General features: G+C 51.5%; 20 protein-coding genes and 3 tRNA genes. 13 read left to right on the top strand and 10 right to left on the bottom strand.

Going from position 1 to position 21,725, the window contains the following annotated elements; translation table 11 throughout:
- Positions 1-38: 38 nt before the first annotated feature.
- The 3 genes from FDX24_RS11340 to FDX24_RS11330 all read right to left on the bottom strand — a co-directional run bounded on the left by FDX24_RS11340 (position 39) and on the right by FDX24_RS11330 (position 468).
- Positions 39-115 (bottom strand) — tRNA-Met (locus FDX24_RS11340).
- A gap of 151 nt (positions 116-266) precedes the next feature.
- Positions 267-343: transfer RNA gene (locus FDX24_RS11335), tRNA-Met, on the bottom strand.
- Positions 344-391: 48 nt separating this feature from the next.
- A tRNA-Met gene (locus tag FDX24_RS11330) sits at positions 392-468 on the bottom strand.
- Positions 469-673: 205 nt separating this feature from the next.
- Here FDX24_RS11330 and mltA point away from each other — a divergent pair.
- Together mltA and tcdA are read left to right on the top strand one after the other, a co-directional pair.
- On the top strand, positions 674-1,771 hold the full coding sequence (mltA, locus tag FDX24_RS11325; protein WP_137364322.1) for a murein transglycosylase A: 1,098 nt from the start codon (positions 674-676) through the stop codon (positions 1,769-1,771).
- A gap of 134 nt (positions 1,772-1,905) precedes the next feature.
- Positions 1,906-2,712: a tRNA cyclic N6-threonylcarbamoyladenosine(37) synthase TcdA gene (gene tcdA / locus FDX24_RS11320; RefSeq protein ID WP_137364321.1), complete on the top strand. Its 807-nt coding sequence runs from the start codon at positions 1,906-1,908 to the stop codon at positions 2,710-2,712.
- A 77-nt stretch (positions 2,713-2,789) separates the two neighbouring features.
- Here the strand turns inward: tcdA and csdE are convergent, their stop codons facing one another.
- Entirely contained in the window at positions 2,790-3,236 is a 447-nt protein-coding gene (gene csdE / locus FDX24_RS11315) for a cysteine desulfurase sulfur acceptor subunit CsdE (RefSeq protein ID WP_137364320.1), read from the bottom strand.
- Positions 3,236-4,441 carry a cysteine desulfurase CsdA gene (gene csdA, locus FDX24_RS11310; RefSeq protein WP_048213095.1) on the bottom strand — a complete coding sequence of 402 codons (1,206 nt, stop codon included), beginning with the start codon at positions 4,439-4,441 and terminating at the stop codon, positions 3,236-3,238. The genes csdE and csdA overlap by 1 nt, the downstream gene beginning before the upstream one ends.
- 192 nt (positions 4,442-4,633) lie before the next feature.
- On the opposite strand from csdA, the gene FDX24_RS11305 reads away from it, so the two are divergent.
- The 4 genes from FDX24_RS11305 (at position 4,634) to rlmM (ending at position 7,648) form a co-directional block, all read left to right on the top strand.
- A complete protein-coding gene (locus FDX24_RS11305; protein WP_137364319.1) occupies positions 4,634-4,861 on the top strand; it encodes a YgdI/YgdR family lipoprotein in 228 nt (75 codons plus the stop codon).
- A gap of 362 nt (positions 4,862-5,223) precedes the next feature.
- Positions 5,224-6,141 (top strand): glycine cleavage system transcriptional regulator GcvA, encoded by a 918-nt coding sequence (gene gcvA, locus FDX24_RS11300; protein ID WP_137364318.1) that lies wholly within the window; start codon positions 5,224-5,226, stop codon positions 6,139-6,141.
- Between the two features lie 18 nt (positions 6,142-6,159).
- Positions 6,160-6,555, top strand: a complete 396-nt coding sequence (locus tag FDX24_RS11295; RefSeq protein WP_003034037.1) for a DUF423 domain-containing protein — start codon at positions 6,160-6,162, stop codon at positions 6,553-6,555.
- On the top strand, positions 6,548-7,648 hold the full coding sequence (gene rlmM / locus FDX24_RS11290) for a 23S rRNA (cytidine(2498)-2'-O)-methyltransferase RlmM (RefSeq protein WP_048213093.1): 1,101 nt from the start codon (positions 6,548-6,550) through the stop codon (positions 7,646-7,648). Before FDX24_RS11295 ends, rlmM begins: the two co-directional genes overlap by 8 nt.
- Positions 7,649-7,650: 2 nt before the next feature.
- Here rlmM and fucR read toward each other — a convergent pair whose 3' ends face one another.
- The 4 genes from fucR to fucI all read right to left on the bottom strand — a co-directional run bounded on the left by fucR (position 7,651) and on the right by fucI (position 12,211).
- Complete coding sequence (fucR, locus tag FDX24_RS11285; protein WP_137364317.1) at positions 7,651-8,412, bottom strand: L-fucose operon activator; 762 nt, start codon at positions 8,410-8,412, stop codon at positions 7,651-7,653.
- Between the two features lie 58 nt (positions 8,413-8,470).
- Positions 8,471-8,893 carry an L-fucose mutarotase gene (gene fucU, locus FDX24_RS11280; protein ID WP_048213091.1) on the bottom strand — a complete coding sequence of 141 codons (423 nt, stop codon included), beginning with the start codon at positions 8,891-8,893 and terminating at the stop codon, positions 8,471-8,473.
- Position 8,894: 1 nt separating this feature from the next.
- A complete protein-coding gene (gene fucK / locus FDX24_RS11275) occupies positions 8,895-10,313 on the bottom strand; it encodes an L-fuculokinase (RefSeq protein WP_137364316.1) in 1,419 nt (472 codons plus the stop codon).
- Positions 10,314-10,435: 122 nt separating this feature from the next.
- Positions 10,436-12,211 (bottom strand): L-fucose isomerase, encoded by a 1,776-nt coding sequence (gene fucI, locus FDX24_RS11270; RefSeq protein WP_061068497.1) that lies wholly within the window; start codon positions 12,209-12,211, stop codon positions 10,436-10,438.
- 464 nt (positions 12,212-12,675) lie between these two features.
- Between fucI and FDX24_RS11265 the strand changes: the two genes are divergently transcribed.
- The 7 genes from FDX24_RS11265 to fucO all read left to right on the top strand — a co-directional run bounded on the left by FDX24_RS11265 (position 12,676) and on the right by fucO (position 20,851).
- Positions 12,676-14,175: a sugar ABC transporter ATP-binding protein gene (locus tag FDX24_RS11265; protein ID WP_061068496.1), complete on the top strand. Its 1,500-nt coding sequence runs from the start codon at positions 12,676-12,678 to the stop codon at positions 14,173-14,175.
- Positions 14,176-14,178: 3 nt separating this feature from the next.
- Entirely contained in the window at positions 14,179-15,162 is a 984-nt protein-coding gene (locus FDX24_RS11260) for an ABC transporter permease (protein WP_003034055.1), read from the top strand.
- A gap of 73 nt (positions 15,163-15,235) precedes the next feature.
- Positions 15,236-16,186: an ABC transporter substrate-binding protein gene (locus tag FDX24_RS11255; protein ID WP_061068495.1), complete on the top strand. Its 951-nt coding sequence runs from the start codon at positions 15,236-15,238 to the stop codon at positions 16,184-16,186.
- A gap of 53 nt (positions 16,187-16,239) precedes the next feature.
- Positions 16,240-17,820 (top strand): FGGY-family carbohydrate kinase, encoded by a 1,581-nt coding sequence (locus FDX24_RS11250; RefSeq protein ID WP_137364315.1) that lies wholly within the window; start codon positions 16,240-16,242, stop codon positions 17,818-17,820.
- A 66-nt stretch (positions 17,821-17,886) separates the two neighbouring features.
- Positions 17,887-18,885 carry a LacI family DNA-binding transcriptional regulator gene (locus FDX24_RS11245; protein WP_137364314.1) on the top strand — a complete coding sequence of 333 codons (999 nt, stop codon included), beginning with the start codon at positions 17,887-17,889 and terminating at the stop codon, positions 18,883-18,885.
- A 142-nt stretch (positions 18,886-19,027) separates the two neighbouring features.
- Positions 19,028-19,675 (top strand): L-fuculose-phosphate aldolase, encoded by a 648-nt coding sequence (gene fucA, locus FDX24_RS11240; RefSeq protein ID WP_005130946.1) that lies wholly within the window; start codon positions 19,028-19,030, stop codon positions 19,673-19,675.
- A 27-nt stretch (positions 19,676-19,702) separates the two neighbouring features.
- Positions 19,703-20,851, top strand: coding sequence for a lactaldehyde reductase (fucO, locus tag FDX24_RS11235; RefSeq protein WP_048213086.1), 1,149 nt, complete (start codon positions 19,703-19,705; stop codon positions 20,849-20,851).
- Positions 20,852-20,926: 75 nt separating this feature from the next.
- Here fucO and xni read toward each other — a convergent pair whose 3' ends face one another.
- Complete coding sequence (gene xni, locus FDX24_RS11230; protein WP_048213085.1) at positions 20,927-21,682, bottom strand: flap endonuclease Xni; 756 nt, start codon at positions 21,680-21,682, stop codon at positions 20,927-20,929.
- Positions 21,683-21,725 lie beyond the last annotated feature (43 nt).

Below are 21,725 nucleotides of genomic sequence, written 5' to 3'. Positions count from 1 at the left end.
TTTTCAAGGTCTTATTAAATGACCTTAACAGAATATGTTGGTTGCGGGGGCCGGATTTGAACCGACGACCTTCGGGTTATGAGCCCGACGAGCTACCAGGCTGCTCCACCCCGCGTCCGTCTTTTTGCTTCGTATTTCAAACTACATCTGTGTTGGCTTTCCTCGTTCACCTCAATCACTTACTGGAGTAAGCTCCTAAGGATTCACTGCGTCGCCGCCTGCTGTGATTCGAACTACTTTGCAAAAATATTACATCAGATTTTAATTGGTTGCGGGGGCCGGATTTGAACCGACGACCTTCGGGTTATGAGCCCGACGAGCTACCAGGCTGCTCCACCCCGCGTCCGCCATTACTCTTCCATCGAGTAACGTTACTGCTTCTGATTTTAATTGGTTGCGGGGGCCAGATTTGAACTGACGACCTTCGGGTTATGAGCCCGACGAGCTACCAGGCTGCTCCACCCCGCGTCCGTGGATGCGCACTATACTCTGCTAATGATTTCATGCAACCCTTTTTTCACCTTGATCACGTTTTTAGGGCGAAAACGAACAAAAACAACGCATTCTGGATTGTTTTTTGCGCAAAATTTGCGTTCGGGTAGGTATACGCATTTCATTAGGTTCGGGGGTTTGTTATCTTCGTCTCGCATTCAGGCAACATAAGACGAGAACAATGAAAGGACGTTGGGCAAAATATCTTCTGGCGGGAGCAGTCGTCGCGATGCTCGCAGCATGTTCCTCAAAACCCACCGATCGTGGGCAGCAGTATAAAGACGGGAAATTTACCCAGCCTTTCTCACTGGTGAACCAGCCTGATGCGGTTGGCGCGCCAATTAACGCCGGTGATTTCGCCGAGCAGGTTAATCAAATTCGCAGCGCATCGCCACGTTTGTACGGTAACCAGAGTAACGTTTACAACGCTATCCAGCAGTGGCTACGTGTGGGCGGTGATACGCGCAGTATGCGCCAGTTTGGTATTGATGCCTGGCAAATGGAAGGGGCGGACAACTACGGTAACGTTCAGTTTACCGGTTACTACACGCCGGTTATCCAGGCGCGCCATACGCGCCAGGGCGAGTTTCAGTATCCTATCTATCGTATGCCGCCAAAACGTGGGCGCTTACCAAGCCGTGCCGAGATCTATGCTGGCGCGCTGAGCGACAATTACATTCTGGCGTACAGCAACTCCCTGATGGATAACTTCATTATGGATGTTCAGGGCAGTGGTTACATCGATTTTGGCGATGGCAGCCCGCTGAACTTCTTTAGCTATTCCGGGAAAAACGGTCACGCCTATCGCAGTATCGGTAAGGTGCTTATCGACCGTGGCGAAGTGAAAAAAGAAGATATGTCGATGCAGGCCATTCGCCATTGGGGGGAAACGCACAGCGAAGCCGAAGTGCGTGAGCTGCTGGAGCAGAACCCATCGTTTGTCTTCTTTAAACCGCAATCTTTTGCGCCGGTCAAAGGGGCCAGCGCGGTACCGCTGATTGGTCGCGCATCCGTGGCTTCTGACCGCAGTATTATCCCTGCGGGTACGACGTTACTGGCGGAAGTTCCGCTGCTGGACAATAACGGTAAATTCACCGGTCAGTATGAATTACGTCTGATGGTGGCATTAGATGTCGGTGGGGCGATCAAAGGACAGCACTTCGATATCTACCAGGGTATTGGTGCAGACGCCGGACACCGTGCGGGGTGGTATAATCACTACGGACGCGTGTGGGTGCTGAAAACAGCGGCCAACGCGGGTAACGTATTCAGCGGTTAATTGCCGGATGGCGCTTCGCTTATCCGGCCTGGATTATTGAGTAGGCCTGATAAGGCGTAGCCGCCATCAGGCAGTGATGCAGTCATCAAGGGCGGCATTTGTCCGCTCTTTTTGTTTTCTATATCTGAGGTTCTATGTTTGTGGTTATCAGTGATACCTGGCGCCAGCGTTTTGGCGGTACGGCACGCCTGTATGGCGAAAATGCGCTGCAGCTGTTTGCCCAATCTCACGTCTGTGTCGTTGGAATTGGCGGCGTGGGGTCGTGGGCGGCGGAAGCGCTGGCGCGTACCGGTATTGGCGCTATTACACTCATCGATATGGATGATGTGTGCGTCACTAATACTAACCGCCAGATCCATGCTCTGCGCGATAACGTTGGCCTGGCAAAAGCTGAAGTGATGGCTGAACGTATCCGTCAGATTAACCCGGAGTGCCGGGTGAACGTAGTTGATGATTTTGTTACGCCAGATAACGTTGCAGAGTATATGAACGCGGGATTTTCGTATGTCATTGATGCTATCGACAGCGTGCGCCCGAAGGCGGCGCTGATCGCTTATTGTCGGCGCAATAAAATTCCGCTGGTCACCACCGGTGGCGCGGGTGGGCAGATCGACCCGACGCAGATTCAGGTGGTTGATTTGGCAAAAACCATCCAGGACCCGCTGGCGGCGAAGCTACGTGAGCGACTGAAAAGCGATTTTGGGGTGGTGAAAAACAGCAAAGGCAAGCTGGGCGTGGACTGTGTGTTCTCGACCGAAGCGCTGGTGTACCCGCAGGCAGATGGCTCGGTATGTGCGATGAAAGCGACGGCGGAAGGGCCGAAACGTATGGATTGCGCATCCGGGTTTGGCGCGGCCACGATGGTGACCGCCACCTTTGGCTTTGTTGCCGTCTCACACGCACTGAAGAAGATGATGGCCAAAGCGGCGCGCCAGCCCTGATTGTGTCGGATGGCGCTATGCTTATCCGACCTACGGTTTGTGCGGTGTTGTAGGCCGGATAAGACGCATCAGCGTCGTCATCCGGCTTTCTGAGCAACCTCAATAATCGCCTCGTTCAGAGCATGTAGCCCCTGACTACGCGAGGCGCTGAGCTGCGCGCGTAAACCCAGCTCGTCAAATAATTCCATTGGTGAATGCGCCAGTAACTCGGCGGCCGTTTTACCTTCGACCGCGGTGAGTAGTACCGCCAGCAGGCCGCGCACAATTCGGCCTTCACTATCACCGAAGAAGTGAAGTGTGCCATTCTCATGCAGACTGTACCCCAGCCAAACGCGGTTTTCGCATCCGGCAATCTCTTTTGCCTGCGCTTTCAGATCATCTGAAAGGGCCGGAAGTTGCTTGCCCAGTAAAATAAGTTGACGATATTTATCTTCCCACTGGGTGAGCGGGATAAAGGTATTGCGTAACGTCTCTTCCGTTACGATTGTGCCAAACGGGTGTCCGGCGAGCAGAGGGCTTGTCATTAGTCCACCAATATTTCCAGTGCGCGGTCAACGGCTGCGACCAACGCATCCACATCGCTTTGCGTATTATAAGGTGCAAATGAGGCGCGCAGCGTCCCGGAGACGCCCAGCTCCGCCAGCAGCGGTTGTGCGCAGTGCTGCCCCGCTCGCAGCGCAATGCCATATTCGGCCAGTAGCGTCACCATGTCGCTGTGATGAACGCCTGCGAAATCAAAGGCTAACAGACTGGAGTCCTGGCAGCGGAAGGAACGAAATCCTGGCCGCTTTGCCAGCATATCTTCTGCCAACGTCGCCAGACTGCGGCTCCAGTTTTCGGCTTGCACGATATCAATATCCGCAAGCCATTCAAGCGCCGCACTTAATCCAATGACGCCCGCAACGTTCGGCGTGCCTGCCTCAAGCTTCCACGGTGCCGCTTGTGTGGAGAAACCATCAAAGCTGACTTCGCTAATCATTTTACCGCCGCCGAGCCACGGTGACATGGCCTCCAACAGTTCTGGTTTACCATACAATACGCCAATGCCCGTCGGACCATATAATTTGTGTCCGGAAAAGGCATAGAAATCAATATCTAACTGCTGAACGTCAGCGGGGAAATGTACAATTCCCTGAGCGCCATCCACCATCACCACCATGCCTGCCGCATGAGCAAGCGTAATCGCGCGGGCTAAGTCAGGGCAGCCACCGGTGACGTTCGACATCTGACCGAGAGCCAGAATGCGACTGCGTGGGGTGATGAGGTCCGCCAGACGCTCAGTGTCAGGCAGCAAATGGGCATTGAGCGGAAGCTTGATGACGTTGGCCCCCGTTTGCTCCGCCACCATCAGCCAGGGAACCAGGTTGGCGTGATGTTCCGCTACGCTGACGATAATCTCGTCGCCCGGTTGTAAGCGCGGACGCGCATAACTTTGGGCAACCATATTGATAGCTTCCGTCGTGCCACGGGTCCAGACGATTGTTTTGTCATCCGGCGCGTTAATCAGCCGTGCGACTTTTTCCCGCGCGGCTTCATAGCGCGCGGTCAGACGCTGGGCTTCAGCAAACTGGCTGCGATGGACGTTCCCGGCGCTCAGACTATAAAACTGATGGGTCGCCTCAATCACCGCCTGCGGCTTCAATGCCGTCGCGGCGCTGTCGAGATAGACACCTGCATCGTTGAGTGCGGGAAATTGTGCGCGAAACTGCGTGGGGTTAAAAGCGTTCATGGTATTCCTCAGTTCAGTAAACGGATCGTGGCGCAAAAAGGGCGCAGACACAAGGGTTGCGCTAACCATCGGAATCCTCTGGATATCCCCGCAAAGTCTGTGCAGTGTCTTATGCTAGATAGTGTTAGGCGAATAATTTTGCCTGTTATGAAATTCGTTTTATCTGGCATAAATTGCTGTGAGGAGAAGAATATGAAAAAGACTACCGCCATAATCTCTGCCTGTATGCTGGCTTTTGCCCTGAGCGCCTGTTCCGGTCCGAATTACGTGATGCACACCAACGATGGCCGGACAATCGTGTCTGACGGTAAGCCAAAGACCGATAATGAGACAGGAATGATTTCGTATAAAGACGCGAACGGCAACAAACAGCAGATTAACCGTACCGATGTGAAAGAGATGGTAGAACTGGAGAAATAGCCGGTCGTCATTGGCAGACACACGGACAAAAAAAAGCACCGCAATTTGGCGGTGCTACATTAATCACTATGGACAGACAGGGTAAATGTACAGGAAGTGAAAAAGGGTAGCTTTGCTACCATGGTCTGAATCGCAGACCAATTGCAAACACAACAACACAACATCACAACCGTAAGCCAAAAGCCCACCAGAACACGCATTCCGATAAAACTTTTCGTTCCGGCTTCAGGAAGTGCCGCCACTATAGGTATTTGCTGGTAGAACCTCAACGGACAATTTATAATGGCTCAGATAAAAAAAACTAATAGGTTACAGCCTGTTAGCTAATTGTTAAATTCATTTAACATCAAAGCCTAAAAGTCATGTCAAAACGATTACCACCCTTAAATGCGTTGCGTGTTTTTGATGCTGCAGCGCGTCATTTGAGCTTTACGCGTGCAGCAGAAGAGCTTTTTGTGACGCAGGCCGCAGTAAGTCATCAAATCAAGTCACTCGAGGATTTCCTTGGGCTGAAGCTGTTTCGTCGACGCAATCGATCTTTACTGTTGACGGAAGAAGGCCAAAGCTACTTCCTCGACATCAAAGAGATTTTTTCGCAATTAACCGACGCGACGCGTAAACTTCAGGCACGCAGTGCAAAAGGTGCGCTTACGGTCAGTTTATTGCCCAGTTTTGCGATCCAATGGCTGGTGCCCAGACTCTCTAGCTTTAACTCAGCTTATCCGGGAATCGATGTCAGGATCCAGGCGGTGGACCGTCAGGAAGACAAACTGGCTGACGATGTGGATGTGGCGATTTTCTACGGGCGCGGCAACTGGCCGGGTCTGCGCGTTGAAAAATTGTACGCAGAATATTTATTGCCGGTCTGCTCGCCGCTGTTGCTTACTGGTGATAAACCGCTGAAGATGCCTGAAGATCTGGCAAAACATACGTTATTGCACGATGCGTCACGGCGTGACTGGCAAGCTTATACACGCCAGCTTGGGCTGAATCATATCAACGTACAGCAGGGACCTATCTTCAGCCATAGCGCCATGGTGCTACAGGCCGCTATCCATGGACAGGGCGTTGCGTTGGCCAATAACGTTATGGCGCAGTCCGAAATTGAAGCCGGACGTCTGGTTTGTCCATTTAATGATGTTCTGGTCAGCAAAAACGCATTTTATCTGGTTTGTCATGACAGTCAGGCAGAACTGGGTAAAATAGCCGCCTTCCGTCAGTGGATACTGGCGAAAGCGGCCACGGAACAAGAAAAATTCCGCTTTCGTTATGAACAATAATTTACGTAGGGTATTAACATGACCAGCCGTTTTATGCTGATTTTTGCCGCCGTCAGTGGCTTTATCTTTGTAGCTCTGGGAGCCTTTGGGGCACATGTTCTGAGTAAAACCCTCGGCGTTGTTGAAATGGGGTGGATCCAGACTGGCCTTGAGTATCAGGCATTTCATACGCTGGCTATTTTTGGTCTGGCCGTCGCCATGCAGCGACGCATCAGCATTTGGTTTTACTGGAGTAGCGTGTTCCTGGCATTAGGGACTGTGCTGTTTAGCGGCAGTCTGTATTGCCTCGCGCTTTCTCATTTACGCCTGTGGGCGTTTGTTACCCCTGTCGGTGGTTTTAGCTTCCTTGTAGGCTGGGCACTGATGTTAGTGGGCGCTATTCGATTGAAACGTAAGGGCGTAAGCCATGAATAAGGTTGTATTGTTGTGTCGCCCGGGTTTTGAAAAAGAGTGCGCTGCAGAAATTACGGATAAAGCAGGGCGTCGCGAAATCTTTGGTTTCGCCCGCGTCAAAGAAAATGCGGGTTATGTCATCTTTGAATGCTATCAGCAGGAAGATGCGGAAAAGCTGGTTAAAGAGTTGCCGTTTAGCTCACTGATTTTTGCTCGCCAAATGTTTGTTGTCGGCGAGCTACTGCAATATTTGCCGCCGGAAGACCGCATCACACCGATCGTCGGTATGCTGCAGGGCGTGGTGGAGAAAGGCGGCGATTTGCGTGTCGAAGTTGCCGACACGAATGAAAGCAAAGAGCTGGTTAAGTTTTGCCGCAAATTTACCGTACCGCTGCGCGCCGCGCTGCGTGAAGCGGGCGTGCTGGCAAAACATGAAACGCCAAAACGTCCGGTAGTGCACGTCTTCTTTATTGCGCCAGGCTGTTGCTATACCGGCTATTCCTGGCCTGACAATAACTCCCCGTTCTACATGGGGATTCCGCGTCTGAAGTTCCCGGCGGATGCGCCGAGCCGTTCAACGTTGAAGCTGGAAGAGGCGCTGCACGTGTTTATCCCTGCCGATGAGTGGGATGAGCGTCTGGCCAATGGAATGTATGCGGTGGATTTAGGGGCCTGCCCGGGCGGATGGACCTATCAGCTGGTTAAACGCAACATGTGGGTTTACTCCGTGGATAACGGTCCGATGGCACAAAGCCTGATGGATACCGGGCAGGTCACCTGGCTGCGGGAGGATGGATTTAAGTATCGCCCGAATCGCAACAACATCTCATGGATGGTGTGCGACATGGTGGAGAAGCCAGCGAAGGTTGCCGCGCTGATGGCACAATGGCTGGTCAACGGCTGGTGTCGTGAGACGATTTTCAACCTCAAGCTGCCGATGAAAAAACGCTACGAAGAGGTATCACAGAACCTGGCTTACATTCAGGCCCAGCTTGATGAACATGGCGTAAATGCCCAGATTCAGGCGCGTCAGCTGTATCATGACCGTGAAGAAGTAACTGTTCACGTGCGTCGTCTGTGGGCTGCCGTCGGCGGTCGTCGCGACGAGCGATAAAGCTACAATCCAGGTCGGATGGCGGCGAAATTGCCCTGTTCGGCTTGGATTGATTCAATCAGCTGTGTATCTGAAACAATATGCGTCACATTTTCCAGATGCCCAATCTGCGTCTCACCCGAGCGATTAAATTTACTCTTATCAATCAATAATAATGACTGCGCCGCACGCTTAAGCAGGATGGATTTAAAATCGGCGTTGGTAGCATTTGAATCCCAGAGTGTACCGCCGCGGTCGATCCCCTCGCAGGAAAAGATGAACAGGTCGATATCAAGTGACTTTAGCTGTGAGATGAGAGATGGATTAACGTAGCAACCGTATTTACGCTCAAGTCGACCACCGGAACTGATCAACTGAATATTTTCACGTTTACCCAATTCGAGGCAAATCGGTTGGCTATTCGTAAATACGTGAATGTTAATGTCTGGCAACAGGCGAGCCAGGTACCAGCAAGTAGAACTGGCATCCAGCGCGATCACCATACCTTCCTCTATCCACGTTAACGCGTCTCTGGCGATATCTGCTTTGTGGGAATAATGGCTTTTCAGTCTGATATGAAACGGCTCGCCGCAGTCCTGGTTTACCCGATGTATCACTTTGGCGCGCCCGTGATTACGCAGTACCTTACCCTGCGCCTGCAGTTGCGTAAGATCGCGACGGATAGTTTCTTTACTGACATTGAGCTGTGAGGATAAGGTTTCAGTCGTCAGACTTTTATGGTTGCTCAACAGATCCAGGATTGCTTGCAGGCGCGCTGCTTTCATGTTTTCTCACCCCATCATGCGATGAATGCCCGTACCTGTCGGGCATTCAGGTAAGAGATTATGGCGTTACCCCTTTTTTTAACAGGATATTTCCGTACTTTGCCCGCTCCCCTGTAATAACGATTGCGAATACTTTTTGTGCGCGTTCATAAAATGCATAACGGTCAATGCGAGTGATGTCCGGGCAAGGTGTTTGTAATGACAGTGCCTGCCGATATCGCGCTTCTACGTCGAGGTCGAGCGAGTCTCCTTCGACGGCGGCCATCATCACCAGTGGTGGGGCGTAACTGTCCAGTTCAAACAGCGGAATAATCGCCTGCAACAGGTCGCTGACCTGCAGACCATCGGCCCGGATAACCTGCGGGCCCATACTGTGGGCCGGAAAGTGGGCGTCGGAAAAAATAATCTCATCACCGTGGCCCATTTCAGCCAGCACCTTTAACAGATCCGGGGAAATTAAGGGGGAAATCGTTTTGAGCATGTCACTCGACTCCTGTGAATACGGGTTCTGTTTGTGGATAGAAGTAACGATACTGATAGTCCACCTGCGCGCGAGCCAGTTCCGGAGAGGCAAATTCGCCGATACCGGACCAGGCAAACATCGCTGCACCGGCAACCGTCGTTTCGGCATCATCCAGCACTTTGATGGGAATACCCAGAATGTTCGCTTTTATCTGATTCCATAGTGCATTACGACTTCCTCCACCAACCAGAAGTAGCTCTGTTGCGTTGAAATGACCGATGGTTTCTAGTGTGTGTAGATTGTGCTGCAACTGGGCCGTCAATCCTTCCAGCGCCGCGCGGTAGAAGTGTCCGCGGGTACTGTTGAGTGTGACACCCTGCCAGCCGGCACGTGGGCTGGCGAGCAGATCGCAGTGCATGATTATCCCTTCAGCGCCCGCCGGGATGGCTTGTGCTTCATCAATGAGCGTTTGCCAGGGGGTGTCGGGTGTCCACAGCAACTTGCGTACCCACTCAAGCACGCCGGATGCAAGCCACTGCATTCCGGGGTTATTGAGTCCGGGCTGGCTATCCAGTTCACAGGTAGAACCCACATAGTCGCTGAGTAAGGCAGTATTCACCTGTGCGCTGCGTACCATCAGTATTTCCCATGTACCGGAAGAGAGCACGGGTTCATCTGGCTGCGCGCCTGCGCCAAAGAGCGCAAACTGCGTGTCGTGGCCGGCAGAGATAACCGGAATGCCCGCTGTGAGCCCAAGTTGCTTTGCCGCGTCATTTTTCAACGTTCCGATCTGCTCTCCCGCTTCAACTAAACGTGGAAACAGTCGGCGTGGTATCCCGGTTGCCTGCAAAATATCAACACTGAAATCTCGCTGATGAATATCCAGCATCTGACTGGTACCGGCCATGGTGATATCTGTGGTGAACTCACCGGTGAGGCGATGGTTGAGCAGTGATGAAATAAATAGCCAGGCGTGTGCCTGTTCCAGCAATTGTGGGTGATTCTCTTTAAGCCATACCAGCTTGTACAGCGTGTTGAAGCTGAACGCGCCGACGCCGGAAATTTCCTGCAACTGCTGCGGCGGCATGTAGCGGTGGATATTCTCCATTACTGCCGTGGTGCGTGGGCATTTCCAACTGATTACCGGATACAGTTGCTTGCCGTTCTGATCAACCAATGCGCCGTCTACGCCAAAGGTGGTGACGGCGATCCCACGGACCTGGCAGGCGGCCAGTTGCGCGGAGAGCCGCTGGCAGCAATCGGCAAAGCGCTGCACAATAGCGTCGAGGGACCACTGATGCCAGGCGCTATTTTCTGCAGCGATGTCACTGGCGTTTGGGGTGGACGCACGAGCGACAATCTTTCCCTGGCGGTCAACAGCGATAGCCCGCACGTTGGTCGCGCCACAGTCAAGGACCAGGATAACCTCTTGTTTCATAATTGCTCCTGGGATATTACCTATTGCCGGATGGCGGCTTCGCCTTATCGGGCCTACAAAACCGTGCGCTTCGTAGGCCCGATAAGATGCGTAAGCGTCGCCATCAGGCAATCGCTCGATGTTTAACGCTTATACAGCGGGCCATAGTTCTGGCAGGCGCGATAATCCTGGCCTTCGCTGTCCATACCGTGCGCCGCCCATGCGGAAGGGCGATAGATCTTCTCTTCTTCCACGTTGTGCATACACACAGGGATACGCAGCATGGCGGCGAGCGTAATAAAGTCCGCACCAACGTGGCCAATCGTCAGCACACCGTGGTTGGCACCCCAGTTAGCCATTACGGAATAGACATCGCTGAACGGACCTTTGCCGGTTAAGCGCGGTGCAAACCAGGTTGTTGGCCAGGTAGAGTTGGTGCGAGCATCAAGCTGAGCATGTACCTCTTTCGGTAATTCCACACTCCAGCCTTCCGCAATTTGTAGCACTGGACCCAGACCTTTGATGATATTGATGCGGGTCATGGTGAACGGTACGCCACCTTCGGTAAGAAAACGGGAAGAGTAGCCGCCGCCTCGGAAATACTCGTGGATCGCCGGACACCATTCCGTCGCCGCCAGGCAATCATCTGCTTCCTGCTGTGAGATCTCCCAGTGTGGTTTCATGGTTGGCTGGCCTTCGCTGTCACGCTGTTTGCAGGAACCATCCAGTGCCGCAGAGCCGGAGTTAATCAGGTGAATAATGCCGTGCTCCGCAAGACCGGTCAGCGGTTTACCTGTGACGCGCTCTACTGCTTCCGGTGACCAGTAGGTTCGTACATCAGCAAAGACCTGCGCCGTGCCGGTGAGCTGGTGGCCAAACAACATTGCGACACCGTTCAGGCTGTCGTTCTCGGTGGCGACGACATACGGTTCGCGCACGCCATTCCAGTCAAATGAGCTGTTGAGCAACGCTTCGGCGGTGTCGCCGTTTGGATATTGATCCGTCCAGTGGCGCTGGCCCTGGAAACCGGCGGCAATCGCGTTGTACCCCATCGACTCTTCAACCCGGCCTTTCTCTGCCAGTTTCTGGTTACCCTGCATCATGTCGCGAATGCACATGGCCATCAGCAGGCTCTCTTTCAGCACTGCACGGCTCTGTTCTTCATTTCGCTTATACTGTTGTGCGTTCTGATCCTCGCCATAACGGAAATGTTTATCCGCCCATGCCAGGGCAATTTCCAGCTCCGCTTCGTCATAGATCTTCTGGTCAATGCGACGACGCAATTCGGTCATATCAACAGGTTGAACCTTCATTCCCAGCCAGGATTCAAAGAAGTTATGGTCGACAATAGAGCCTGCAATTCCCATTGAAACGCCGCCGACGGACAGATAGCTTTTACCTTTCATGCTGGCAACGGCTAAACCTGCCCGAGTGAAACGCAGCAGTTTTTCTTCAACATCGGCAGGGATAGTGGTATCACCTGCATCCTGCACGTCATGACCGTAAATAGAGAAGGCGGGAAGCCCTTTTTGATTATGTGCAGCCAGTGCTGCAGCCAGATACACGGCACCTGGACGCTCCGTCCCGTTGAAACCCCAGATGGCTTTCGGGCGCATAGGGTCCATATCGATAGTTTCGCTGCCGTAGCACCAACACGGCGTGACGGTAATTGTCACGCCGACGTTCAGGCTACTAAATTTTTCTTCACAGGCGGCAGATTCAGCCAATCCGGCAATACAGGTGTCTGCGATAACGCACTCGATCTGTGCCCCGCAGGCATGACGAAGTTTCTCGGAAATCAGTGCGGCAGTGGCTTTTGCCATGTTCATGGTTTGTTCTTCGAGCGACTCGCGTACACCCATACGACGCCCATCAATCACCGGACGAATACCGATTTTCGGTAAACTATTTTTTTTCATTCGAGGTTCCTCATCTCACTTTATGCCGTGCTGCAAAAGCGGATGTCGGACACCACTGTCGCAGTTGGCTGAATTACCCATTTTTGCTAACTCGAGTTAGCTTAGGTATTAGAGAGTTTTTTGCACAACTTTTTTGTTATGGAACTGTGAGAAGCCTCACGAGAAGTGGTTAAAATTCGATCTGCGTCAAATAAACAAATACAGTTTTTTTCATTAAATTCTTTTTAAATTAATAAGATAAAATAAATTGTCTGTTCAGTGTCACAGTTTTAAACCAAATGATTTGGCTATTTTTGGCAGCTAAAATAGCTTTAAAAGGCAATCGCTAACTCGAGTTAGCATCGTTGATAAAACGCATATGATCTTGTAGACACATTCGCATTAACGGTGACGATGGCTTCCTGGCAACGCTGTTTTTCGCCTGATTCACTGATTACAGTTTCTGTATATTGAGGAAAGCAGCAATGTCTGAAACATTTTTACAGATGAGTCATATTACGAAACGTTTTCCCGGCGTATTAGCGTTGAGTAATGTGGATTTTACTTTACGCAAAGGTGAGGTTCATGCACTGTTGGGGGAGAATGGCGCGGGAAAGTCTACCCTGATGAAAATTTTATCCGGTGTATATCAACCTGATGAAGGGGATATTATTTTTGAGAACCAACCCGTTTCGTTTGCAAACCCATTGAGCGCACAAAGCGTAGGTATCACCATTATTCATCAGGAGTTTAACCTTTTTCCTGAACTGACGGTCGAAGACAATATATTTATTGGCAGGGAGTTTTGCAAAAATAATCGCTGGCGTCTGGATGAGAAACAACAGCGGCAGGCTGCGATCGATATTTTGCAAAAATTAAACCTGAATATCTCCCCAGACACGCTGGTTGCCGATCTTACTGTTGCTCAGCAACAAATGGTTGAGATTGCGAAAGCGATATCGGTGAATGCCAAGATTCTTATTATGGATGAACCAACGGCGGCGTTGACGGAAACCGAAATTGACAGTTTATTCCGGGTTACACGCTTACTTAAAGAACAGGGAACGGGCATCGTTTATATCTCGCACCGACTGGAGGAACTGGCGCTGATAGCCGATCGCGCTACCGTCATGCGTGATGGACAGTTTATTGCCACCGTGGATTATGACTCGGTCAAAATCAGCGACCTGATTGCCATGATGGTTGGGCGTGACCTTGGCAATATCTATCCCCGTCGGGAGCCGCAACCCCAGCGTAAACCGGTACTGGAAGTCAGTGGCCTGACGCGCAAAGGCGTACTGAACAATATCGATTTTACCTTGCATCAGGGGGAAATCTTAGGTTTTGCCGGGCTGATGGGGGCCGGGCGTACTGAGCTGGCACGGGCTATCTTTGGTGCCGATCCTATCGATAGCGGAACCATCAAGTTGAACGGTAAAGAGACGGTAATCAAGGATATTCCTGATGCCATCCAGCAGGGTATTAGCTACTTAACCGAGGACAGAAAAAAAGAGGGCCTGGCATTAGGATTGTCCGTTGAACGCAATATTATGCTAGGAAATTACCCCGAATATTCCAACCGATATGGCAATGTGGACAGCAAACGTTGTCAGCAAACCAGCGAAGAGCAGGTGAAAGCACTGCGTATTAAGACGCCGCATCTTGAACAGGCTGCGTTGAATTTAAGTGGCGGTAATCAGCAAAAAATTATTATTGCCAGATGGGTATGCAAAGACACCGACATTCTCATCTTTGATGAACCCACCCGCGGTATTGATGTGGGAGCCAAACTTGAAATTTATGAATTAATGAATCGACTGGTGGCAAAAGGGAAATCAATTATCATGATTTCCTCTGAATTACCGGAAGTGCTGGGTATGTGCGATCGCATTTTAGTTATGCGTAATGGGCGTATTACCGGAGAGTTAGCTTCTGATGACGCCACACAAGAAAAAATCATGCAATATGCGACGTTAGAGGACTAATTTATGACTATCTCTGTAACCTCTTCAGACAGCAATAATAAGAAAATAAAAATTAACAAAGAGCTTTTAATGCGCCTGGCGCCGCTTTTGAGTCTGATTATTCTGGTGATATTTTTTAGTTTTGGATCACCTTTCTTCTTTAACACTGAAAACATTATGACAATTGCCCTGCAAACCTCGGTGATTGGCATCATGGCGATTGGCGTTACCTTCGTCATTATCACTTCAGGAATCGACCTTTCTCTTGGCTCGGTAGTGGCCTTTTCTGGTGTTGCGGTAGGTATCAGCGCCACGCTGGGATTACCTCTGCCCGTATGTATTTTGGCGGGTGTGCTGGCGGGTGGATTATGCGGCTATATCAATGGATTGCTGGTCACTAAAATGACTATTCCGCCCTTTATTGCCACCCTGGGTCTGATGATGTCCGTCAGAGGCATCAATATGGTAATGACTGACGGCCGGGCAATTTATTTTGCTGATTATCCCACCTTCAAGATGCTGGCGCAGGGACGCTTGTTCGATGTGCTGCCTTACCCCGTTTTTTACCTCGTGGTTGTCGCACTGATCGCCGCATATATCCTCAAGAAAACGGTGATTGGCCGCTATGTCTATGCCGTGGGCAGTAATGAGGTTGCTGCGCATCTTTCCGGGATTAAAGTCCAGCGCGTGAAAATTTTCGTCTACGCATTTTGTGGTCTGCTGACCGGGATTGCCGGGGTCATTCTGGCCTCTCGTTTGAACTCGGGCCAGCCGACCGTCGGCGTGGGCTATGAACTGGAAGCCATTGCTGCGGTGGTCATTGGCGGTACCAGCCTGATGGGGGGGATTGGCACTATTGGCGGCACCATTATCGGCGCATTCATTATGAGCGTGTTGAAAAATGGTCTGAACCTGATGGGCGTCTCGCAGTTCTGGCAAATGGTGGCCATGGGCGTAGTCGTTATCGCCGCGGTTTATCTCGACACTTTACGCAAAAAAATTCGTTGATTTACGCACCCGGAAGTCACGGGACAACATAACCCTGACGTTTAGGGTGACTCACTCAGAACGGAGTAAAACAATGAGAACCAGGAATTTTGTCTATGCGTTATCCCTGCTGGCCTGCATGACATCCAGCGCACTGGCTAAAGATATGAACCTTCCTGTGGTCAGTAAAGGCTTCCAGCATGAATTCTGGCAGACCGTAAAAATGGGTACCGAAGCGGCAGCGAAAGAGTTGGGCGATAAGACCAGCTATGTTGGGCCTGCTGATGAAACTCAGATTGCCGAGCAGATTCAGTTGGTTGAAAACGCAATGGCGCAAAAACCTAATGGGTTACTGTTGGCGGCATTAGACGCCAATGCGCTTGCGCCATTAGTGGAAACAGCGAATTCACGCGGCATCAAGGTGGTGACGTTTGACTCAGGCGTAAATTCTGACATTCCTGTCAGCTTTGTGGCAACGAATAACCGTAAAGCAGGGGCTGAAGCGGCAGATGCTCTCGCTGCACAAGTGGGTAGCAAAGGGAAAGTCGGCATTATTGCGCACGTGGCTGGAACCTCTTCCGCAATTGAACGTTCGGAAGGTTTTGTGGCCAGAATGAAGGAAAAATATCCGGATATCAAAGTTCTGCCGGTTCAGTACAGTGATGGCGATCCGCAAAAAGCGATGGATAAAACCATCGATATGATCCAGGCAAACCCCGATATTGCCGGGATTTATGGCACTAATGAAGGTTCAACGCTGGGCGTAGCGAACGCCATTGATAGCCAAAACCTGAAAGGTAAAGTGAAGGTGATTGGTTTTGATAGCACCGAAGCAATCATTGCCTTCCTGAAATCTGGCGTGATCCAGGGCTTTGTTGTACAGGATGCGTACCAGATTGGCTATCAGGGTATTAAGACGCTGAATGCGGCCGTGTCAGGTCAGTCAGTACCGAAAGAAATTGATATTCCGGTGAAATTTGTTAATGCGCAGAACATTGATACACCGGAAATCGACAAGCTGTTGCACCCATTCGGTAAAAAATAAGACCGCGGGGGCGGTACATTCGCCCCATTATTAGCCAGCGTCAGGGAGCTACTATGAGCAGTGGATATTTCCTCGGAGTGGATGTCGGTTCCGCCAGTGTCAGGGCTGGTGTTTTTGATGCCAGTGGCAAACGGCTGGCTTTTGCGACATTCCCTATCTCGCAGTTTCGACCTGGCCCCGAGCGGGTAGAGCAGTCATCTGCCGAAATCTGGCAGCAGGTTTGCCATGCCGTGAAGGAGGCTGTGTCGTCAGCCGGGGTTGGCGTTGAGGAGATCCGTTCGCTGGGGTTTGATGCCACCTGTTCGTTAGTGGCTCTGGATGAACAGGGGCAGGGTCTGGCGGTTTCACCTGGTGAACCGTCAGACCATAACATCATCATGTGGATGGATCATCGTGCGGTGCAGGAGACGCAGCGTATCAACGCTACACAGGACCCGGCGTTGCGTTATGTCGGTGGTGAAGTCAGTGTCGAAATGGAACTACCCAAAGTGTTGTGGCTAAAAAAACATTTCCCCGCGACCTGGCAGAGTGCACACCGCTTCTACGATCTGGCGGATTTTTTGGTCTGGAAAGCCACCGCTTGTGATGTTGCTGGTCTGTGTACTTTAACCTGTAAATGGAACTATCTGGCACATGAGCAACGCTTTAGCCACTCCCTGCTGGATGCGGTTGAATTAACTGATTTACTGAACAAAATTCCGTCGCGGATCCTGCCCCCGGGCGCGGCCGTTGGGACGCTCAGCCCCGATGCGGCACAGGCGCTGGGATTGACGACAGCGGTGGTAGTCGCCAGTGGCATGATTGATGCGCATGCGGGTGGCGTGGCGCTTGCCGGTGCCGAGCCTGCGGGAACATTGGCGTTGATCAGCGGAACATCAAATTGCCATATGCTGTGCAGCGAGCAGGAGATTCATACACCGGGTGTATGGGGGCCGTACTGGTCCGCTATGCTGCCTGGTTACTGGCTGACGGAAGGGGGGCAAAGCGCGGCTGGGGCGCTGGTTGACTGGACGCTTCAGGAGTCGGGTGCCAGCGCTGAGCTGTTTCACAAAGCTGAGGCCCGGGGCTGCCATCCCATCGTTTTAGTTAATGAATGGGTTGCCGCACTTGAGGAGCAAGAGTCTGAGCCTGGTCGTTATCTGCATGTGCTGGCCGATCACCACGGTAACCGTTCCCCGCGTGCACGACCCGATGCCCGGGGCAGCGTTTGCGGTTTGACGCTTGAACGAGGTGAGATGCAGGTTGCTCGTTTGTATCTGGCGACATTACAGGCGATTGCCTGCGGCACGCGACACATTATGGAAGTGATGCGCGAAAACGGTCATACCATTTCTCGACTGACGCTATGTGGCGGTGCAACACACAATCCTCTGTGGTTGCGAGAGTATGCAGACGCCACCGGATGCGATATTCATCTTATGCAGGAAGAAGATGCGGTGACGTTAGGTGCGGCTATCACCGGTGCAGTGGCCAGCGGGGTGTGGGCAGATGTTCCCTCCGCCTGCCGGGCGATGGTTTGCCCAGGTGGGGTGATTAAAGCGAATCCGGCACGACGGGACTTCTATGACCGTAAATACCAGGCATATCTGATGATGTGGGATCAACAGCAGGCGCTTAACCAGGTTATGCAGTAAGACAAAAGTTTAAAATACTTTTATGATTGTGAATTGACGTTTTTGGATGTGAACTGGGACATATAAATGGCTAAAACAGTAGAACAGATAGCCAGCGATCTGAATTTATCGGTGACGACCGTGCGACTGGTGCTGAACGGGAAGGCTGAGCAATATCGTATCAGTGTCAAAACCCAAACGCGTATTAATGAATACGTTGAACGGTATGGTTATGTCATAAACCATTCAGCCCGCAGCCTGAAACTGAATAAAACAGATACGTTGGGGCTGATTGTACCCAATATATCTAACGTCTTTTTTGCCACACTGGCCGAGAAACTTGAACAACGTTGTCGTCGTTCTGGATATCAATTAACGATTAGTTGTACCTACGATGATGTTGATTACGAAAACAAATTAACGAAAGCGTTAATAGCTCGTAATCTTGATGGCCTATTTATTGTTCCTTCAACATTAGAGAATCAGCAACACCATTTGCGTCAGGTCAGAAAACCGATGGTGCTACTCGACAGGGATTTTAAGTATACCGATAACGCGCTGGTTGAAAGTCATAACATTTTAGGCGGTGAAAAGCTGACGCAAAGTTTGTTTGATGCAGGCAAATCTCCGATCTGGTTTTTAGTCGGGGATACCGGATTGCCCAGTATTGGCGATCGTTTAAAAGGTTACCTTAACGCGTTGAACAATAATGGAATTTATCATCGTGACTGGGTGCGTGAAGGTCCGGATAATACGCCGGATGGTGGTTATCGGTTGATGGATAAATTGATCAACGAACAGGGCTGTCCGCAGGCGTTTATTGCCTCATCATTACCTGTACTGGAAGGTGCCGTCATTGCTATTCGCAATCGTTTCGGTGTGATTCCTCCGGATATTAATATCGGGACATTTGATGAACATCCCATGCTGGGATTCCTCGCGAATAATGTCTGGTCGATGCAGCAGGATGAAAATGTCTGGGCGGAAAAAGCTTTCGCTATGATGATGAGTGCTATTGATGACCAGCCCATTAAAGAAACTGTAAAAGTTGAGATGAAACTAATTAAGCGCGTAAGACAACAATAATTCGTCGCACTAACTAAATCGGCCAACTGAATCTGAATAAATGTGTTCAGTGGCTGCTCATACCTGAAACCTGACCCGTCTTACTCTGCGGCTGCATTTTTTCGCAATAAAGACGAGGGGCAACTGTACCCGGAGAATCATTATGGAAAGAATGCGTTTATCACGTGAAATCATCGAAACCTGCCTTGAAATGACCCGTCTTGGGTTGAATCAGGGGACCGCAGGAAATGTAAGTGCGCGCTATGAAAATGGAATGCTGATCACACCCAGCGGTATCCCTTACGAAAGACTCACTGAAAACATGATCGTGTTCGTAGATAACGACGGCAAATATGATAAAGGACAATTACCTTCCAGTGAATGGCGTTTTCACCTGGCGGCTTATCAGACGCGCCCGGATGCCAATGCAGTCGTTCATAACCATGCGATTCATTGTACCGCCGTGTCGATTTTGAACCGTCCTATTCCGGCAATCCATTACATGATTGCCGCGGCTGGGGGGAACTCTATCCCGTGTGCGCCGTATGCGACGTTTGGTACACGAGAGCTGTCAGAGCATGTGAGCGTCGCGCTGAAAAGCCGTAAGGCAACGTTGTTGCAGCACCACGGGTTGATTGCCTGTGAAGCGAATCTGGAAAAAGCACTATGGCTGGCGCATGAAGTCGAAGTCCTGGCCCGCCTTTATCTAAGCACCCTGGCGATTGTCGACCCGGTGCCGGTGCTGGATGACGAAGAGATCGCCATTGTGCTGGAGAAATTCAAATCTTACGGATTACGAATTGAAGAGTAATTTCGCATAGCGAAAAGGAGAAATACGATGGCGAACAGAATGATTCTGAATGAAACGGCATGGTTTGGCCGGGGAGCTGTTGGGGCATTAACGGACGAGGTCATCCGTCGGGGTTATCGCAAGGCTTTGATTGTCACCGATGCAAACCTGGTACAGTGCGGCGTTGTCGATAAGGTGACATCCCGTATGGATGCCGCCGGTTTGCCGTGGGAAATCTATTCCGGCGTGATCCCAAATCCTACAATTGCAGTGGTGAAGGAGGGATTGGGAGTCTTTCAGCAAAGTGGCGCAGATTATCTGATAGCTATAGGCGGCGGCTCCCCGCAGGATACCTGCAAAGCGATTGGCATTATCCACAATAACCCTGAGTTTGCCGATGTACGCAGCCTTGAAGGGTTATCGCCAACACGTGCTGCGAGCGTACCGGTGATGGCAATCCCTACGACGGCAGGGACGGCGGCGGAAGTGACCATTAACTACGTGATCACGGACGAAGAAAATCGGCGTAAATTTGTCTGTGTCGATCCGCATGACATTCCGCAGGTGGCGTTTATTGATGCCGATATGATGGATGGTATGCCTGCCGCGTTAAAAGCGGCGACCGGGGTCGATGCGTTGACCCATGCTATTGAAGGTTATATTACGCGGGCGGCGTGGGCACTCACTGACGCGTTGCACATCAAAGCCATTGAGATCATTGCCGGGGCGTTGCGCGGCTCTGTTAATGGTGACAGCCAGTCTGGTGAGGCAATGGCGCTGGGTCAGTACGTTGCCGGAATGGGATTTTCAAACGTCGGTCTGGGGCTCGTGCACGGGATGGCACACCCGCTAGGGGCCTTTTATAACACTCCGCACGGCGTCGCCAATGCCATTTTGTTACCGCACGTGATGCACTACAACGCCGAATACACCGGAGAGAAATTCCGCGATATCGCCCGGGTGATGGGGGTGAAAGTGGAAGGTTTAACGCTGGAAGAGGCGCGTAAGGCTGCGGTAGATGCTGTGTTTGCGCTTAACCGCGATGTGGGGATCCCGCCGCACTTACGTGATGTGGGGGTACGTAAGGAAGATATTCCTGCGCTGGCGCAGGCGGCATTTGACGATGTTTGCACTGGCGGTAATCCGCGTGAAGCAAGCATTGCCGATATTGTCGAGCTTTACCATACCGCCTGGTAATCACCTGGCGTTTATCCGGCCTACTGGAGGGACGATGCGTAGGCCGGATAAGCGCAGCGCCATCCGGCAATAAGACTACCGTGCCAGCCGTAGCTGCTGGAGATTTCCGTCAATATGTAAGTCCGTTTGCAGCCGCGCGATATCACGGCACAGAAACGCCATCTCCTGGTGCATCTCCAGTTTCTTGCGCCACTTTTCCGGCACGTCTTCCAGATGTGCGTAAATCCCTTCCAGATGCTGAAACTGCACGAGTAGCTGTGTTGCACTCTTGGGACCAATACCTGCAACGCCCGGCACTTTTGAGCTGCTGATCCCGGCCAGTCCCCAATAATCTGGCAATTGCTGAGGCATTACACCAAATTCTTTCTCAATGAACGGCGCGTCCAGCCAGCGCTTCTGGAAATAGTCGCGAATGCGTAATGTTGGGGAGAGCAGTTGGCAATAACCTTTATCTGTCGAAACGATGGTGGCCTGATGTCCCGCCTGGGTGACTTTCACCGCCAGCGTTGCGGCTAAATCATCGGCTTCATTCCCGCTCGAGACCCAACAACAGACGCCGTGTTGTTCAAAAGCGGCGCGTAAGGCGGGCATTTCCTTGTGTAAATCGTCAGGCATTGGCGGGCGACCGGCTTTGTAGTCAGGTAAGCGTTGGTGACGCCAGCCGCTGTTGCGCGCTTCGTCATCAAATACCGCCACGGCGTGTGTGGGCTGACTGTGCACAATCAACTGATCGAGCGCGTGCTGGCACGTCTCCACGCAGGGCGACCCCTGGACGGCGTGAATGCGACGAATGAGATTGAGTGCATCGACAATGAGCAGATGGACGGCCACGGTGTTCTCCCTGATAAATCAGGCTGTAGGGTAACATTCACAG

Origin of the sequence: Citrobacter sp. wls716, assembly GCF_005280975.1 — a bacterium.
GTDB classification, from domain to species: domain Bacteria; phylum Pseudomonadota; class Gammaproteobacteria; order Enterobacterales; family Enterobacteriaceae; genus Citrobacter; species Citrobacter youngae.
This window is presented reverse-complemented; position numbering and strand designations above follow the sequence as displayed.

What these genes read in the sequence shown, in the direction of transcription:
- mltA (WP_137364322.1), top strand. Translation starts at nt 674, where the DNA reads ATGAAAGGACGTTGGGCAAAATATCTTCTGGCGGGAGCAGTCGTCGCG.
- tcdA (WP_137364321.1), top strand. Translation starts at nt 1,906, where the DNA reads ATGTTTGTGGTTATCAGTGATACCTGGCGCCAGCGTTTTGGCGGTACG.
- csdE (WP_137364320.1), bottom strand. Translation starts at nt 3,236, where the DNA reads ATGACAAGCCCTCTGCTCGCCGGACACCCGTTTGGCACAATCGTAACG.
- csdA (WP_048213095.1), bottom strand. Translation starts at nt 4,441, where the DNA reads ATGAACGCTTTTAACCCCACGCAGTTTCGCGCACAATTTCCCGCACTC.
- FDX24_RS11305 (WP_137364319.1), top strand. Translation starts at nt 4,634, where the DNA reads ATGAAAAAGACTACCGCCATAATCTCTGCCTGTATGCTGGCTTTTGCC.
- gcvA (WP_137364318.1), top strand. Translation starts at nt 5,224, where the DNA reads ATGTCAAAACGATTACCACCCTTAAATGCGTTGCGTGTTTTTGATGCT.
- FDX24_RS11295 (WP_003034037.1), top strand. Translation starts at nt 6,160, where the DNA reads ATGACCAGCCGTTTTATGCTGATTTTTGCCGCCGTCAGTGGCTTTATC.
- rlmM (WP_048213093.1), top strand. Translation starts at nt 6,548, where the DNA reads ATGAATAAGGTTGTATTGTTGTGTCGCCCGGGTTTTGAAAAAGAGTGC.
- fucR (WP_137364317.1), bottom strand. Translation starts at nt 8,412, where the DNA reads ATGAAAGCAGCGCGCCTGCAAGCAATCCTGGATCTGTTGAGCAACCAT.
- fucU (WP_048213091.1), bottom strand. Translation starts at nt 8,893, where the DNA reads ATGCTCAAAACGATTTCCCCCTTAATTTCCCCGGATCTGTTAAAGGTG.
- fucK (WP_137364316.1), bottom strand. Translation starts at nt 10,313, where the DNA reads ATGAAACAAGAGGTTATCCTGGTCCTTGACTGTGGCGCGACCAACGTG.
- fucI (WP_061068497.1), bottom strand. Translation starts at nt 12,211, where the DNA reads ATGAAAAAAAATAGTTTACCGAAAATCGGTATTCGTCCGGTGATTGAT.
- FDX24_RS11265 (WP_061068496.1), top strand. Translation starts at nt 12,676, where the DNA reads ATGTCTGAAACATTTTTACAGATGAGTCATATTACGAAACGTTTTCCC.
- FDX24_RS11260 (WP_003034055.1), top strand. Translation starts at nt 14,179, where the DNA reads ATGACTATCTCTGTAACCTCTTCAGACAGCAATAATAAGAAAATAAAA.
- FDX24_RS11255 (WP_061068495.1), top strand. Translation starts at nt 15,236, where the DNA reads ATGAGAACCAGGAATTTTGTCTATGCGTTATCCCTGCTGGCCTGCATG.
- FDX24_RS11250 (WP_137364315.1), top strand. Translation starts at nt 16,240, where the DNA reads ATGAGCAGTGGATATTTCCTCGGAGTGGATGTCGGTTCCGCCAGTGTC.
- FDX24_RS11245 (WP_137364314.1), top strand. Translation starts at nt 17,887, where the DNA reads ATGGCTAAAACAGTAGAACAGATAGCCAGCGATCTGAATTTATCGGTG.
- fucA (WP_005130946.1), top strand. Translation starts at nt 19,028, where the DNA reads ATGGAAAGAATGCGTTTATCACGTGAAATCATCGAAACCTGCCTTGAA.
- fucO (WP_048213086.1), top strand. Translation starts at nt 19,703, where the DNA reads ATGGCGAACAGAATGATTCTGAATGAAACGGCATGGTTTGGCCGGGGA.